Source organism: Gallaecimonas zhanjiangensis, assembly GCF_057624825.1.
Genome location: NZ_CM172603.1, coordinates 1,084,550 through 1,098,727 on the forward strand (window position 1 = coordinate 1,084,550; position 14,178 = coordinate 1,098,727).

A 14,178-nucleotide genomic window follows, 5' to 3' on the forward strand; every position below is an offset into this window, starting at 1 on the left:
GGATGATCGCTGAAGTACAAGCCTCGCACTTTGCGCGCCTGGCGCCGGGGCTCGCTACATTGCTGCAAGATTGCGTGGCAGACGGCGCCTCCATCGGCTTTATCGCCCCTTTTAGCGCGCAAGACGCCAGCCAGTATTGGCAGCACAAGATGGCCGGTAAACTTGGCCAGCCGCGCTTTTCGCTGTGGGTTGTTGAGGTGGCAGGAGAGGTGGTGGCCACGGTGCAACTGGACGCCCAAACCCCCGCCAACCAACGGCACCGGGGAGAAGTGGCCAAGCTGATGGTCAGCCCTCGCTATCGCCGCCAGGGGCTGGCCCGGCAATTGCTGGCGGCGTTGGAAGAAAAGGCCCGCCAGTGGCAACTGACCCTCCTTACCCTCGACACCCGCACCGGTGACAAGGCCGAGCCGCTTTATCTTGCCATGGGCTACCAGGTGGCCGGGTGTATTCCTGGCTTTGCCCTCAGCGTTGACGGCAGCCGCCTGGACGCCACCACCCTGATGTACAAAGGCATCTAACAAACAAACCTTGGCAGCCATAGGGGGCAGTGGTAAAGATGTTCTTTTGTTCAAGGAAAGGACAGCACATTGATCTCTAACCGCTTTTTGGCAGCCACCCTGCTTGGCGCCCTGGCCCTCGGCGGCTGCGCCGTCAAGGTGACCCCCCGCAGCATGGTCTACCAGGACAAAACCCCCATCGCCCTTGCGGTACCGGCCGATACAGTGGCCGGCGCGGTTATCGCGCCGCTTAACCTTGGCACCCCCGATGGCGCCAAGCTTGCCGGTATCGAGATGACCGTCAAAGGCGCCAAGGCCAATGTGGTGTTCTATGCCGGCAACGGCATGACGATTAACAAAGCCAAAGGGATCTTGGCCCACTTTGCCAAAGTGCCGGTAAACCTGGTCTGGTTTGACTATCGCGGCAGTGGCGCCAGCAGCCAAGGTGGTGAGCTCAGTGTCGACAACCTCAAAGGCGACGCCCTGGCGGTGTTTGACTTAGCCCGCCAGCGCCTGCCCCAAGGGCTGCCGGTGCTGGTAAACGGCCTGTCCATGGGAACCTTGCTGGCCCCTTATGTTGCCAGTGAGCGCCAGGTAGACGGCATCGTGCTGGACGGCGCCATCGAAAGCGTACCGACCCTGGTGGATAACATGGTGAGCTGGTGGAACAAACCCTTTGTGACGGTCACCGTCGCCCCGCAAATGGCGGCGCTGGACAACAAGGCCGTTCTTAAAACCCTGCACCAACCCATTCTCTTTTTGGAAGGGGAAGACGACACCACCACGCCTCCTGCAATGACCCAGCGCCTTTATGAGGCAAGCGCCGCCAAGGTTAAAATTCTCACCTTGCTGCCGGACATCGGCCACGGAAAGCCCATGACCACCGACCGGGCGGTGAGTGATTACCAGCAGTTTATTGCCGACCTTGGCAGCTAAAAAAACCGGGCATCGCCCGGTTTTTTTATGGTTAGCGGTCAACCGCCGGGCGGCTGATGGCGGTGTCGTAGAGTTGCCAGTGCAGCTGCTGGTCGGTGGCGCCGGGCACGTTGTTAACCCTTTTGAGCACCACATTGCCTTTGGCCTTGCCGTTGCTGCCGTCTTTATAGTGGATGGCCAGGCTCACCGGCAGGGTGATGTAAATGCTGCCGGCGGCGCCTTCGGTTTGCGGCTCGCCGGTAAAGCTCACCTCAATGGCGCTGATATTGGCGTTGTCTTGCTGGAAGTTGATAAAGCTCTGGCGCGGGTGCTCCCAAAAGCCAAAGGCCAGTTTTAAATCTTGGCTGGCAATGGCCTGGTAGTAGGTTTGCACCAGGGCTTCGGCGGCCTCGGGGCTGCCGGGCGCCGGTTGCATCTGGGCCGCTTTGGGGGCGGCGTTATCGGTTGCGGCGTTTTCCTGGCCACAGCCTGCCAGCAGCAGGCCAAGGCCTAAAACCATCAATGCACGCATGAGCACGTCCTGTTGTGAAGGGAATTAACGGTCAAAAAGTTCGGGGTTTAAAAAGGGCGCCATGGCTAAGGTCAGGGCCAGCTCGTACGTGCTTTGGCGGGTGGCCAAGTCGCGGGTCAACAGCCCAATGGCGCCGCCTTTTTGCTTGATGTTGGTGGTGCCAAACAGCTTGTCGATAAGGGGGCCCAGTTCTTCGCCTTGCTTGAGGCCCTCAAAGAGCACCGGTGGCAGAGGCAGGTTGGCGCTGCGGCCTACCGAACGGCGGCGGTTGTCGGCGATCACCACCACGGCAAAGGTGGCGGGGCCATCTTCAAACTCATCCACGCCCCCTTCCATGGCCAAGTAATAATCGGCCTCGGTTTGCTGTTGGCACCAGGCTACCCGGTTGATGGCGCCAAGGCGGGTGTCGGCCTCGGTCATGGGCTGGTCCGGCACCCCGGACGGGGCGCTAAGGCCCACGCAATCAATGGCCTGGCCTGGGAAAAACGGCGCCAGGGCGGCTTTGGCGGCGGCAACCTTGACCGGGTTGGTGGAGCCGACCACCAGTTTCAGGGGTTGAGTCATGGAGGGTCCTTCAATCAAAAGCCCGGCCAGTTTACCGTAATTGCCGCGCCTCAGTTAGCCAGCTCTGGCAAGAAGCTAATGTCCATCCAGTACTGGCGCGGGTTGCCGGGGGCGATACGCACGGTAACGTTGTCGCGGTCCAGGTATTCGAGGGGGTCAAACCAGATGTACTCGCTTTGGAACACGAACACCTGCTTGCTGGCCGGGTCTTGCCACTGGGCTTTGATCACAAAGGGCTGGGTGTCGTTGTAGCTAAAGGCGGCTTTTTCTACCGAGGTGATAGTGGCCTCAACCTGCTGGCCGCTGGCTTTAAGCCATGCCTGGCGGCGCTTTTTAATCAGCGTATAAAGCGTGCGGCCAAGGCCGATGGCGCTAAAGCACAGGCCCATGATGGCAAGGATAAGGCTGGCGCCCCACAGCGAGAAAAAGCCGTTGATACGAGCCTTGCCTGGGCGCTCTGGCCTGTATAACACCTCAACCTGCTCGCCGGTGTGGTAAGAGGGCGGGTTGGCGCCGGAGCTGGAGGTAAAGCGGTGGCTTTGGCCGTCTAGGCTACGAAACACCACCTGCGGGAAATAGGTGGTGCCGTCACTGTCGCGGTGAGCTTCCAGCTCCACCACCTCGCCCTGGGCTGTGGCCGCGCTATCGAGAAACTGCACCGTGCTGTAGAGGGTGGCGCCGGCCCCCAGCAGCAGCGCGATTCCGATAAGGGTAAAGACTTTAAAAACGCATCCTGGACCTGACATCTGCATGGCCATTCCTTAGCTGTCAAAAAAGGGCTGGCACCTTAACACGCTGGCAGTGGGCGGGCAGTAAAATGCGGGTAAACGCCAACATTCATCCTTGAAGGCACAAAAAAGCCCGCCATCTGGCGGGCCTTTTTAATGGAAGGCTCAGTAGCCGACGGCCGCGCCTTGTGGGCGGCGAGCATCGTTGGCGCCGTAGTAGAAGCCTTCGCGCACCTTGCCGGAGACGGCGGCGTCGCTGACGTTGGAGTCCTTGGCGTTTTTCACCCCAGGCAGGCCCACCATAATGGCCTCGGCAGCGCCCCAGGGCGGCTGAACAATCATCTTGTAGCCGCGGCCTTCAAGGATTTTCAGGGTGTCGGGCGACAGGCCTCGGGTTTCATAGAACACCGCATCGGGCAGCCATTGCTGGTGGATGCGCGGCGCGTTCACCGCTTCTTGGATATTCATGCCGTAATCAATCACGTTCATCACCGTATTGAGGGTGATGGTGATGATCCGCGAGCCGCCAGGGGAGCCCACCACCATAAAGGTTTTGCCGTCTTTGGTGATGATGCTGGGGGCCATGGAGGACAGCGGCCGCTTGCCGGGGGCGATGGCATTGGCCTTGCCCTGCACCAGGCCGAACATATTGGTGGCGCCCACCTTGGAGGTGAAATCGTCCATCTCGTCGTTCATCCAGAACCCGGCGCCCGGCGCCATCACCCCGCCGCCAAAGCGGCCATTGATGGTGTAGGTGGTGGACACGGCGTTACCGGCCTTGTCTATCACCGAGTAGTGGGTGGTCTGGGGCTTTTCATGGGGCGGCACTCCGGCGGCCAGTTCGGAGGAGGGAGTGGCCTTGACCGGGTCGATTTTGGCGCGGATCTGGGCGGCGTAGTCTTTGCTCAGGAGCTTATCCATGGGAATGCTCACAAAATCCGGGTCCCCCAGCAGGCTGTTGCGGTCCACATAGGCGTGGCGCATGGCTTCTACCGTGTAATGCACCGCGTCTGCCGAGCCATAGCCCATGGCTTTGAGGTCGTAGCCTTCGAGGATGTTGAGGATTTCACACATGGTGGTGCCGCCGGAGCTGGGCGGTGGCGCCGAGATAAAGTCGTAACCGCGGTAGCTGCAGCGCACCGGGGCACGTTCTTTGGCCTGGTAGTTGGCAAAGTCTTTGGCGGTCAGGTAGCCGCCGCCGGCCTTGGCGGCCTTTTCGATGGCTTCGGGGATCTTGCCTTTATAAAAGGCGTCGGGGCCTTTTTGGGCAATGGCTTCCAGGGTGTTCGCCAGGGCCTTTTGCACCAGCCGGTCGCCCGGTTGCAGCGGGCTGCCGTCGGGGCGCAGGAAGATGGCCTTAGCCTGCTTATCGCCGCGCATCTTGCCAAGGCTGGTGTCGATAACGTCGGTGTCGCCCCGGGTAAGGATAAAACCGTCACGGGCCAGGCGAATGGCCGGGGCCATGATCTGGGCGCGGGTCAGCTTACCTGAGCCGTATTTGGTGAGGGCCATTTCCATGCCCCGCACTGTACCGGGCACCCCGGCCGAGCCCCAGCCCAGGGTGCTGGCGTGGGGAATGAGGTTACCGTTTTTGTCCTGATACATGGTGGCGCTGGCTGCCGCCGGCGCCATCTCGCGAAAGTCGATAAAGGTGTCGGTGCCGTCTTTAAGGTGCAAGGTCATAAAGCCGCCGCCGCCGATGTTGCCGCAGCAGGGGTTGACCACCGCTTGGGCATAACCCACCGCCACCGCCGCATCTACCGCGTTGCCGCCCATTTTGAGGATCTCAACCCCGGCCTCGGAGGCAAAGCGCTGGGACGACACCACCATGCCGTTTTTGGCTTCAACCGGCGGCAAGGAGGCGGCAAAGCTGGTTAAGGGCAGGGTCAGGCTAAGGGCCAGTAAAGGGCTCGCCAGAAGGGCGCGTCTAACAAGGGGCATAACGGCTCGGCTCCGCAAGTGGTTGAAATATTGTTGTCATCCTTTTTGTTATATCGAACTCAGCCGCTGATGTGAACGCCAAGCTGCAAGGGCAAGGTTCAGAACAGACTGTTACCTTGTGGCTATACCCCGCGGCGCGCATGCTGTGGCCACAAAAACAGGAGGAATGATGAACATTGGATTTATCGGTCTTGGCACCATGGGTAAGGCCATGGCCTGCAACCTGGTAAAAGCCGGCTTTAGCGTCAAGGTGTGGAACCGTTCCCAAGCGCCGGTAGAGGCCCTGGTGGCGCTAGGCGCCAAAAGCGCCCAGAGCCCTGCCGACTTTGGCGATGTCGAAGTGCTTATCTCCATGCTGGCCGACGACGCCACAGTGCAGCAGGTGCTGGTGGACGACGGCGCCATTGCCAGCCTAAAAACCGGTGCTTTGCACATCAACATGGCCACGGTATCGCTCAAGCTGGCCGAGAGCCTTGATGCCCAGCATCAGCAGCAGGGCCTTGGCTATATCGGTGCGCCAGTATTGGGCCGGGTGGAAGTGGCCGAAGCGGGCAAGCTTAATATCCTGGCGGCGGGCAAGGCGGCGCTTTTAGAAAAGGCCGAGCCGCTGTTTGCGGTGCTAGGGGCCAAAACCTGGGTCTTTGGTGAGGCGCCGGCCCAGGCCAACGTGGTGAAACTGGCCGCCAACTTTTGCCTGGCCAGCGCCATTGAAACCATGGGCGAGGCCTCGGCGTTGGTGCGCGGCCACGGCGGCAGCGGCCAGGCATTTTTGGATATGCTCACCAATACCGTCTTTGCGGCCCCGGCTTACAAAACCTACGGCAACCTCATTGCCAATGAGCAGTACCAGCCTGCGGGCTTCAAGCTCAGCCTGGGCCTTAAAGATGTGCGCCTGGCGCTGGAAGCGGGTGAGGCCGGTAAGGTGCCTATGCCCTTTGCCAGCACCATGAAGGACAACTTTCTCGATGCCATGGCCCATGGCGATGGCGAGTTGGACTGGGCGGCCCTGGCCACCGTTGCCGCGCGCCGGGCTGGCCTTAGCTGAGCGGGTGAATTTCTTTGACGATGGCCAGCCAAGCCCGGGCGGCTGGCGATAAAAAGGCGTCGCGGCGCCAGATCATCGCCATGTCCCACTGGGTTTGCGGCTCGTCCAGCAGCACCCTTGCCACCCGTGGGTGAGGGCGCTGCTCGGCCATGCGCCGGGGCAAGAAGCTCACCCCCATGCCGGCGGCCACCAGTTCGGTAATAAAGTCGATTTGGCTGCTGCGGGCAGCTACCAGCGGCGCAAAACCGCGCCGCCTGGCAGCGCTCATCAAGATGCGGTTTAACGAAAAGCTCGCCTCAAAAAGGATAAAGGGCGTGTCTTTAAGCTCGTCCAGCGACACCGAGTCCTGGTCGGCCCTTGGGTGGTCAACCGGCAGCATCGCCACCAGCGGCTCGCTGCACACCATCTGGGTTTCAAAGGGCTCCGGGGCCGGCAGCAAGATGGCGCCAAGCTCGATATCGCCGTTTTGCAGCATCTCTTGCAGCCGGTCGCTGCCTTGCTCCACCAGCCGCACATCCACCCCCGGGTAGCGCTTTTTGTAGCGGGCAAACACCGGCGCATACAAGGTGCTGCTGCCGATGGGGGGCAGCCCCAATTGCAGGCTGCCGCGTTTCAGGCCACGCAGCTCGTCAAGCTCGGCTTGTAAGTCTTCGCGCTCGGCCAGCATCCTCAGCGCCCGCTGGTACACCACCTCTCCGGCGCTGGTCAGGCGGCTTTTGGGGCCGCTTCTATCCAGCAGCACCATGCCCACTTCGTCTTCCAGCTGTTTTACCGCTTTGCTGATGGTGGGCTGGGTGGCGTAGAGCTTTTTGGCGGCCTGAGAAAAACCGCCTTGGCGCACCACTTCCAGGAACGCTCGCAGGTTTTTGAATTCCATAACTATTCCAATTTGGAATCCGGTGGATTCTATCAATTCATTTTTAACATGTTTTGGCCCGCAGTAAGCTTGCTGTCAAGGAGAAACGCCATGACCGCTCAATACCTGCGCCACCGTTTTCGTTACGGTTTTCAGCAAAGCCGCCTGTTGCAGGTAGGGCTTATTTTCGGGTTTTACCTGTTGGGCCAAGCCCTGGTGAGTCTGACCGGGCTGCCGGTGACCGGCGGCATTGCCGGCATGGTGCTGGTATTGCTGCTGCTGGGCAGCCGGCTGATGAGTCTCGCCTCCATGCGCCGTGGCGCCGACTGGTACCTGGCGCAGATGCTGCTGTTCTTTGTGCCGGCGGTGCTGGCCATTACCGATCACCACGAACTGCTGGGGGTGCTGGGCCTCAAGGTGGTGGTGGTTATCCTCGGCAGCACCCTGGCGGTGGTGGGCGTCACTGCCCTGGTGATGGACCTTTGCCTGCGCCTAAGAGGCCACGATGCTCAGTAACCCTATAGTGCAAGGCCTGTTCTGGTCTGCCGTTACCATCTGCTTTTACCTGCTGGCCAAACGCATTCATGGCCGCTGGCGCCACGGTTTGTTGACGCCGCTACTGCTGACCCCGCTGCTGCTGCTGTTGCCAGTCTTGCTGCTGCACGAAAGCTACCAGGATTACATTCGCGGTACCGGCTGGCTGCTGGCACTGCTGGGCCCTACCACGGTGGCTTTTGCGGTGCCGATTTATGAGCAGCGGGCCGTTATCCGCAAGCACTGGCCGGTGCTGGCAGTAGGGGCGGTGGCCGGTAGCCTGACCGCCATTGCCTCAAGCTATGCCCTGGCCAGCGCCCTGGGTCTTGATGGCCAGCTGCGCCTTAGCCTGCTGCCCCGTTCCATCAGTACCCCCTTTGCCATGGCCATGTCCGGCGATATCGGCGGTATTCCCGACCTTACCGCGGTATTTGTGGTGATAACTGGGGTTACCGGCGGCATTCTCGGCGAGGTGCTGCTGCTGCGCCTTAGAGTGCGCTCCTCTCTTGCCAAGGGCGCCGCCATGGGCATGGGCGCCCACGGGGTGGGCACCGCCAAGGCCCAGGAGCTTGGCCGGGAGGAGGGCTCCTTTGCCGGTTTGGTGATGGTGCTGGTGGGGCTGCTGAATGTGTTGGCAGCGCCGCTACTGAGTTGGTGTTTGCATTGAAAAAGGCGCCGTTAGGCGCCTTTTTTATTGTGGCCCGGTGCCGCCGTCTACCTCACTACCCAGGCCCGAGGCAGGCTCCGGGCTGTAGAGGTAGGGCGGGGTAAACACCGTGGCACCGCTGTCGCGGTATTGGTCGGTGGCAGACACCCCTGTGTAGGTGTTACCCGCCGCGCTGAAGTAGCCCGAGCCTTGGTTCCAATGCGGCTTGGCACTGTTCTCGAAGTAGTTATTTTGCAGCAAAACTTGGGCGCCGTGGTCGGCGCCGACGGCAAAGTAGGTAATGTTCTTCCAGTAGTTGTTAAAGAGGTGCACCTGGCTGGAGGCGCCGTCAATTTTGGGGTTGCGGCCAGCGGCGCGGTCCCAGAAGTTGTGGTGGAAGGTCACCTGGGAGTCGTCCACCAGGTTGGTGTACCAGTGCTGGTTGGCGCACACCTGGGGGTTGTAGCCATAGAAGCGGTTCCAGCTCAGGGTGACGTTGCGGCTGTTGACCATATCGACAAAGCCGTCGCTGATCTTGTTAAAGGCCACATGGTCAATCCAGATATGGCTGCTGCCATCAAGGCTGATGCCGTCGCCAGCTTCTACCAGAGCCGGGTTGATGTCCTCGATGGTGAGGTTGCGGATGATGACATTGCGGGCGCCGCCGAGGTTAAAGCTGCCGCCAATCACCCGGGCGCCGCTGCCAAGGCCCACCAGGGTTTTGTTGGAACGCACGGTGAGGGTGGTTTCGTTGCGCACCACGTTCACGGTGTTGTTATTGGGGCTACCCAGCTCGCTGCAACTTTGGCTGCCCACCGGCACCCGGTACCAGGTTTTACCTGGGTCGTTCCACTGCGCGCAATCAAGAGGGCAGGCCGCCACGGTGCGGTTGGCCGAGTGGCAGTTGATGGTGGTGTTGTCTGGGATTTGAATGACCGCCGCCGAACTTGAGCCAAGGGCCGAGGCCAGGGCGCTGCAACTGGTTACGGTAATGGCGCTGGCGTTGCCGCCGCCAGTGGTGGTGGCCAGGCCATCGCTGCCACTGATGGCGGCAAAACCTACCGGGGAGCTGGCGCTGCCACTCCCGCTCCCGCCACAGCTGCCGTTCACCGGGTTGATATACCAGCGCTGAGAGCTGATACCGGCGTCGCTGTTTTGGTAAACGTTGGACACATTAGTGGCCCCGGCCACGGTCACCGACTTGCCGGTAAGTTTGGAGACAATATTAAAGCCGCCGCTGCTGGAGGCTTTGAGCTGCCATTGCTGGTTGTTGCCGCTCCAGTTGTCAAAGACGATGATGTTGGCGCCGTCCGAGCTGGAGGAATTGAGCACATCCAAGACCTGGCTGTTATAGGCCGACTGGATGCTCCAGTAGCCGTTGCCCAGATCGTTGAAATAAAACTGTTGGTTAGTGCCGCCCCAATACTCATAGGTAATGACATTGGGGGCGCCGCTGGTATCTGAGGTGTTAACGTCCAGCGCCAGGCCTGAGCCACGGTTGATAACGCTATAGAGCTGGCCCGATACCGGCATCTGGTTGCAGTTGTCGGCTAGGGCCGCCTGGCTTACCAGCGCCAGCAGGGTGCAGGCCAGTGTCAGCCAGCCCTTGGGGGTAAAAAACCTGTACATGATGCGATCCTCTAGGGGGAAGTCAGGCCCTTGCAGGCCACCGGCATCGTTTGGTTGCACCGTGTTGTGGGGTGGGCAGGCACCCTGATGTTGTTTGGGGCAGACTGCCTGTTGGCGCCTTGTGCTACAACTGCCCAAAAGCACAGGCCAGCCAGGCAGGTGGATAAACTCAAGCTTATTAATCTTTAAAAACAAAAGCTTGTTGTTGAGTGCCGGGAGGGTGCTGGACTATAACTAAGGCTTGGCCCCTCGCAATGCAAAGGAGTATGTCATGGCTAAAGCCCCCCAAAGCACCGACCCGCAGGACACCGCCCATAGTGCCGTCGAACAGGCCGCCGCCAAGGCCCATGCCGCTATCGACAAGGCCGCCAGCGCCGCCGGCAGCGGTGAAGAAAAGCTGCATCACATGGCCGATGAAATGCGCGCCCAGGCCGAGCACATCGCCGACGCCGCCAAAGAGCGCTCCAAGGAGCTGACCGAGGTGGTGTGCGAATACACCCGCGAGCACCCCATCAAAACCCTCGGCATCGCCTTTTTGGCCGGCGCCCTGGTGGCGTCCTTGGTTCGCCGCGGATGAGCGAACCCTCGCCCGGCCCCGATGAGCCGGGAGACATCGAGCGCTTAAAGGCCCTGGCCAGCGAACACTGGCACTGGCTGGGCGACTGGCTGAACCTCGCCCAGACCGAGGGGCAACTGGTGATCGCCAGCGCCGTGCGAATGCTGGCCCTGGCCATTGCCCTGGCGCTGCTGGCCGCCAGTGGCTGGTTGCTGCTGCTGGCGGCCTTTGCTGTGGCCATTTGGCAGCTTGGCATGCCACTGCCCTGGGTGCTGCTGCTGAGCGCCTTTGCCTGCGTGGCTTCTGGCTGGTTGCTGTGGCGCGGCCTTTGCCGTCAGGCCCGGCAACTGCGCTTTGACCGCAGCCTCAAAGCCCTGGGCCTGGGTAAGGAGAAAGCCCATGCTGGGACTGAATGAAAAATCTCGCCTCAACAAGCAGTTGGCGCTGCAAGAACAGCAACTGGCGCTTCGCACCAAGCAGCTTGCGGCCGAGCGGCAACTGGCCACAGCGCAGGTCATGAAAAAGCTCGCCACCCCCGAGGCGCAACTGGGCGCCTTTTCCTTGGGCTTTGTATGGCGCGGCCCAAAGGGCGGCAAGCCCCGGCAGTTGGGGGGCCTTGGCTCGCTGGCCTGGACCCTGGCGCTGTCTTTGGGCAAGCGCTACCTCTGGCAGCGGCTGGACCAACCCACACCCTAAAAAACGCGGGCTTTAGCCCGCGTTTTTTATGCCTGCTGCCGGGCCGGGGCCTTGCGGCCAGCGCCCAGAGCCAGTAATCCATCCCCCAACAAGATCAGCACCAGTGCCACCACCGCCAGGGCAAACAGCAGGTGGTAACTGCCGCCAGAGCGGGTAAAAAGGTAGGAGTAACCGTAGCCCGCCGTGGCCTGGAAGCTGGCAAATACCACGGTAGCCCGGCTCCAGGTAGCGGCCTGGGCTTGATGGTCCCCCGGCAAAAGCTGGTGCACCTTGTGTAGCACCAGCGGCACGATGCCGGGCGGGAAGGTGCCAATCAGCACAGTGGCAATGGCGGTGCTGACAAGGTTATTGCTGGCCAGCAGTATCATCACCACCAACGCCTGCACTGCCACCAACAGTCGCAGCGCCCTGGACGCCCCCAGTTTGTCGCCCAGTTGGCCATAAAGTACGGGCCCGGCAATGGCGCCAAGGCCGTACAGCACCCAGTACAAGGCCCCAACATGAGCGCCCTGGCCAAGCCCCCTCGCCACGTAATCCGCCATAAACACCATGGCTGGCACCAAGGCGGCGGCCATCAGCCCGTACTGCACATAAAACACCTTGAGGGTAAAACCGGGATGTTCGGTGCCGCTGCTGGTAACGGCTGCCTGAGCCTGATGGTGGCGCGGCCAGCCACGCCAGCTAAGGGCGGTGAGCACAAGGCCGATGGCGCCAAGGCCAAGCCAGGTCGTTTTAAGACCCCAACTCAACAACAAAGGCACTAGGGTGCCGGAGCCGGCGATACCAATGCCAATGCCGAGGAATATGGCGCCACTGGCAAGGCCCCGGCGGCTGGCCGGAATATGGGGCAGCAAGGTGGCGGCCACCAGCACCATGATCACCCCGCCGGTTATCCCTGACAGCAAGCGCCAGCCAAAGAACCAACTGATGGACAGCGGAAAACCGCACGCGAAAAAGGCAGCAGCGGTGAGCAGCAGCATCGTCTTTAGCACCGGCACGTTGCCAAGGCGCCGCCCCAGGGGCCGGGCCAGCAGGGCGCCAATCAGATACCCGGCGAGGTTGGCGGCGCCCAGGTACACCGCTTTGTCGGCGCTGAACCAACCGGCGGCGATAAGCGGCGGGATCAGCGGTGTGTAGGCAAAGCGGGCCAGGCCGATACCAATCAGGCTGGCGCAAAAACCGGCCAGGATGGCGGCCCAGGGAATGCGCTGCGGGTCACTATTCTCGGGGGGCGCGGCGCTGTTGGCGGTGGTCATGAAGGAGCCTCGGTTTTATCTTTGACAGTAGTGTCATGTTTGACATTGTTGTCATGATTGACATGGCTGTCAATGATGCGATCATATGAAGCAACGATAAGCACCAAGATGATTTCCGATAAGGAGCGGCCATGGCGGGCGTTCGGCAATTTGACGAAGAGCAGGTCCTGGCCGATGCCTTGACCCTGTTCTGGCAAAAGGGCTTTGTGGGGACCTCCATGCAGGAGCTGGCGGCGGCCACCGGCGTGCAGCGCGGCTCGCTTTATAACGCCTATGGCGGCAAGGAAGCGCTCTTTATCGCCGCTTACCGCTGCTATCTCGCCAAATACATGCAGGGCATTAAAAAAGCCCTGGCCCAGCCGCAGCTAAAAGACGCCCTGGCGGCGCTGTTTGATTTCAGTATCAACCTTATCCGCACTGACCGGCGCGGCTGCCTGACCACTAAAACCGCCACCAGCGAGAGCGCCACCCCGGCCATCCACGAGGCCCTGCGCGCTCAGATGGACAACCTCAAGGCCTGCATCACAGAGCGCCTTATGCAGTCGCCACAGGAGCTGGCCTTGCCGGTGGCCGACGCCGCATTGCTGCTGCTCACCCACACCCGGGGCATAGTGGTGATGGAGCGGCTCTATGACGACCCAGAGCAGCTTCGCACTAGCGCCAAGGCGCTGATGACGTTGCTGGTGAAATAAAAAACGCGGGCCAAAGCCCGCGTTTTTTATTGATGCCCGGCCTTAGCCCAGGTACTTCCAGCGCAGGCTCTCGCCGGCGCGAAGCGGCACTATCACGTCGCCGGCAAAAGGCAGCTCGGTGGGGGCTACCCATTGTTCTTTAACCAGGGTGATGGTGTCGGTGTTGCGGGGCAGACCGTAGAAATCGGCGCCGTTGAAGCTGGCAAAGGCTTCCAGTTTGTCCAGCACCCCTAAGTCTTCGAAGATCTCGGCATAAAGCTCGATGGCGGCGTAAGCGGTGTAGCAACCAGCGCAGCCGCAGGCGTTTTCCTTGGCGCCTTTGGCGTGAGGAGCCGAATCGGTACCCAGGAAGAACTTGTTGTTGCCACTCACTACCGCGTCTTGCAGGGCCTGCTGGTGGATATTGCGCTTCAAAATGGGCAGGCAGAAAAGATGCGGGCGAATGCCGCCCACCAGCATGTGATTACGGTTGTAGGCCAAGTGCTGCACCGTGATGGTGGCGCCCACATTGGGCCCTTGGCTTTGCACGAACTCGGCGGCGTCCTTGGTGGTGATGTGTTCCACCACCACTTTGAGGGTCGGGTGGCGGGCCACCAGCGGCGCCAGGATGTCGTCCAAAAAGGCCTTTTCGCGGTCGAAGATGTCCACGTGGTTATGGGTCACTTCGCCGTGTACCAACAGCGGCATGTCGTTCTCGGCAAGGGCTGCGCACACGTCGTCCAGCTTACCGAGATCGGTCACCCCGGAGTCGGAGTTGGTGGTGGCGCCAGCGGGGTAGAGCTTTACCGCGACTACTTTACCGCTGGCTTTGGCTTCACGAATGATGGCCGGGGTGGTGTTGTCGGTGAGATACAGCACCATCAGCGGCTCAAAGTTGGAGCCTGCCGGGCGCTGGGCCAGGATGCGGTCGCGGTAGGCCAGGGCCTGGGCGGCGTCCATCACCGGCGGCTTGAGGTTGGGCATGATGATGGCGCGACCCATCTGACGAGCGGTGGCAGGAACGGTATGGGCCAGCACGTCACCGTCACGCAGGTGAAGGTGCCAGTCGTCAGGGCGGATAAGGGTCAGGCGATCGGTCATGGTCTCGGTCC

Annotated in this window: 17 protein-coding genes; 9 read left to right on the forward strand and 8 right to left on the reverse strand. The window is 61.2% G+C overall.

All coding sequences use genetic code 11. The features are described from left to right. Positions 1 to 2: 2 nt before the first annotated feature. Complete coding sequence (locus tag AC22G1_RS05085) at positions 3 to 518, forward strand: GNAT family N-acetyltransferase (protein WP_487315803.1); 516 nt, start codon at positions 3 to 5, stop codon at positions 516 to 518. Positions 519 to 587: 69 nt separating this feature from the next. Next, positions 588 to 1,433, forward strand: coding sequence for an alpha/beta hydrolase (locus AC22G1_RS05090; RefSeq protein ID WP_487315804.1), 846 nt, complete (start codon positions 588 to 590; stop codon positions 1,431 to 1,433). A gap of 31 nt (positions 1,434 to 1,464) precedes the next feature. Here AC22G1_RS05090 and AC22G1_RS05095 read toward each other — a convergent pair whose 3' ends face one another. The 4 genes from AC22G1_RS05095 to ggt form a co-directional block, all read right to left on the reverse strand. Then, a complete protein-coding gene (locus AC22G1_RS05095; protein WP_487315805.1) occupies positions 1,465 to 1,944 on the reverse strand; it encodes a hypothetical protein in 480 nt (159 codons plus the stop codon). A gap of 24 nt (positions 1,945 to 1,968) precedes the next feature. Then, positions 1,969 to 2,508, reverse strand: coding sequence for an inosine/xanthosine triphosphatase (gene yjjX / locus AC22G1_RS05100; protein ID WP_050657293.1), 540 nt, complete (start codon positions 2,506 to 2,508; stop codon positions 1,969 to 1,971). A gap of 50 nt (positions 2,509 to 2,558) precedes the next feature. Beyond that, positions 2,559 to 3,260, reverse strand: coding sequence for a DUF3592 domain-containing protein (locus tag AC22G1_RS05105; RefSeq protein ID WP_487315806.1), 702 nt, complete (start codon positions 3,258 to 3,260; stop codon positions 2,559 to 2,561). A gap of 141 nt (positions 3,261 to 3,401) precedes the next feature. Then, positions 3,402 to 5,177 (reverse strand): gamma-glutamyltransferase, encoded by a 1,776-nt coding sequence (gene ggt, locus AC22G1_RS05110; RefSeq protein ID WP_487315807.1) that lies wholly within the window; start codon positions 5,175 to 5,177, stop codon positions 3,402 to 3,404. A gap of 169 nt (positions 5,178 to 5,346) precedes the next feature. Between ggt and AC22G1_RS05115 the strand changes: the two genes are divergently transcribed. Then, entirely contained in the window at positions 5,347 to 6,222 is an 876-nt protein-coding gene (locus tag AC22G1_RS05115; RefSeq protein ID WP_487315808.1) for an NAD(P)-dependent oxidoreductase, read from the forward strand. Here AC22G1_RS05115 and AC22G1_RS05120 read toward each other — a convergent pair. Next, the gene (locus AC22G1_RS05120) at positions 6,215 to 7,099 is read right to left on the reverse strand and encodes a LysR family transcriptional regulator (protein WP_487315809.1); all 885 of its coding nucleotides are present in this window, start codon (positions 7,097 to 7,099) and stop codon (positions 6,215 to 6,217) included. The two genes, AC22G1_RS05115 and AC22G1_RS05120, sit on opposite strands and share 8 nt — an antisense overlap. A gap of 90 nt (positions 7,100 to 7,189) precedes the next feature. Here AC22G1_RS05120 and AC22G1_RS05125 point away from each other — a divergent pair, with 90 nt between their 5' ends. Both AC22G1_RS05125 and AC22G1_RS05130 read left to right on the forward strand, forming a co-directional pair. Continuing rightward, positions 7,190 to 7,594 carry a CidA/LrgA family protein gene (locus AC22G1_RS05125; RefSeq protein WP_487315810.1) on the forward strand — a complete coding sequence of 135 codons (405 nt, stop codon included), beginning with the start codon at positions 7,190 to 7,192 and terminating at the stop codon, positions 7,592 to 7,594. Next, positions 7,584 to 8,279, forward strand: a complete 696-nt coding sequence (locus AC22G1_RS05130) for an LrgB family protein (protein ID WP_487315811.1) — start codon at positions 7,584 to 7,586, stop codon at positions 8,277 to 8,279. The genes AC22G1_RS05125 and AC22G1_RS05130 overlap by 11 nt, the downstream gene beginning before the upstream one ends. 24 nt (positions 8,280 to 8,303) lie before the next feature. On the opposite strand, the gene AC22G1_RS05135 is transcribed toward AC22G1_RS05130, so the two are convergent. Further along, a complete protein-coding gene (locus tag AC22G1_RS05135) occupies positions 8,304 to 9,887 on the reverse strand; it encodes an RICIN domain-containing protein (protein WP_487315812.1) in 1,584 nt (527 codons plus the stop codon). Between the two features lie 271 nt (positions 9,888 to 10,158). Here AC22G1_RS05135 and AC22G1_RS05140 point away from each other — a divergent pair, with 271 nt between their 5' ends. The 3 genes from AC22G1_RS05140 to AC22G1_RS05150 are packed head-to-tail and all read left to right on the forward strand — an operon-like array spanning position 10,159 to position 11,139. After that, positions 10,159 to 10,464 (forward strand): ElaB/YgaM/YqjD family protein, encoded by a 306-nt coding sequence (locus AC22G1_RS05140; protein ID WP_487315813.1) that lies wholly within the window; start codon positions 10,159 to 10,161, stop codon positions 10,462 to 10,464. Further along, a complete protein-coding gene (locus tag AC22G1_RS05145) occupies positions 10,461 to 10,859 on the forward strand; it encodes a hypothetical protein (protein ID WP_487315814.1) in 399 nt (132 codons plus the stop codon). Before AC22G1_RS05140 ends, AC22G1_RS05145 begins: the two co-directional genes overlap by 4 nt. Next, a complete protein-coding gene (locus tag AC22G1_RS05150; RefSeq protein ID WP_487315815.1) occupies positions 10,843 to 11,139 on the forward strand; it encodes a hypothetical protein in 297 nt (98 codons plus the stop codon). The genes AC22G1_RS05145 and AC22G1_RS05150 overlap by 17 nt, the downstream gene beginning before the upstream one ends. 26 nt (positions 11,140 to 11,165) lie before the next feature. Here AC22G1_RS05150 and AC22G1_RS05155 read toward each other — a convergent pair whose 3' ends face one another. Continuing rightward, positions 11,166 to 12,395: a YbfB/YjiJ family MFS transporter gene (locus AC22G1_RS05155; RefSeq protein WP_487315816.1), complete on the reverse strand. Its 1,230-nt coding sequence runs from the start codon at positions 12,393 to 12,395 to the stop codon at positions 11,166 to 11,168. 131 nt (positions 12,396 to 12,526) lie between these two features. Here AC22G1_RS05155 and AC22G1_RS05160 point away from each other — a divergent pair, with 131 nt between their 5' ends. Beyond that, positions 12,527 to 13,087, forward strand: coding sequence for a TetR/AcrR family transcriptional regulator (locus AC22G1_RS05160; RefSeq protein WP_487315817.1), 561 nt, complete (start codon positions 12,527 to 12,529; stop codon positions 13,085 to 13,087). Positions 13,088 to 13,129: 42 nt separating this feature from the next. Here the strand turns inward: AC22G1_RS05160 and pyrC are convergent, their stop codons facing one another. Continuing rightward, complete coding sequence (pyrC, locus tag AC22G1_RS05165) at positions 13,130 to 14,167, reverse strand: dihydroorotase (RefSeq protein WP_487315818.1); 1,038 nt, start codon at positions 14,165 to 14,167, stop codon at positions 13,130 to 13,132. Positions 14,168 to 14,178: the final 11 nt, after the last annotated feature.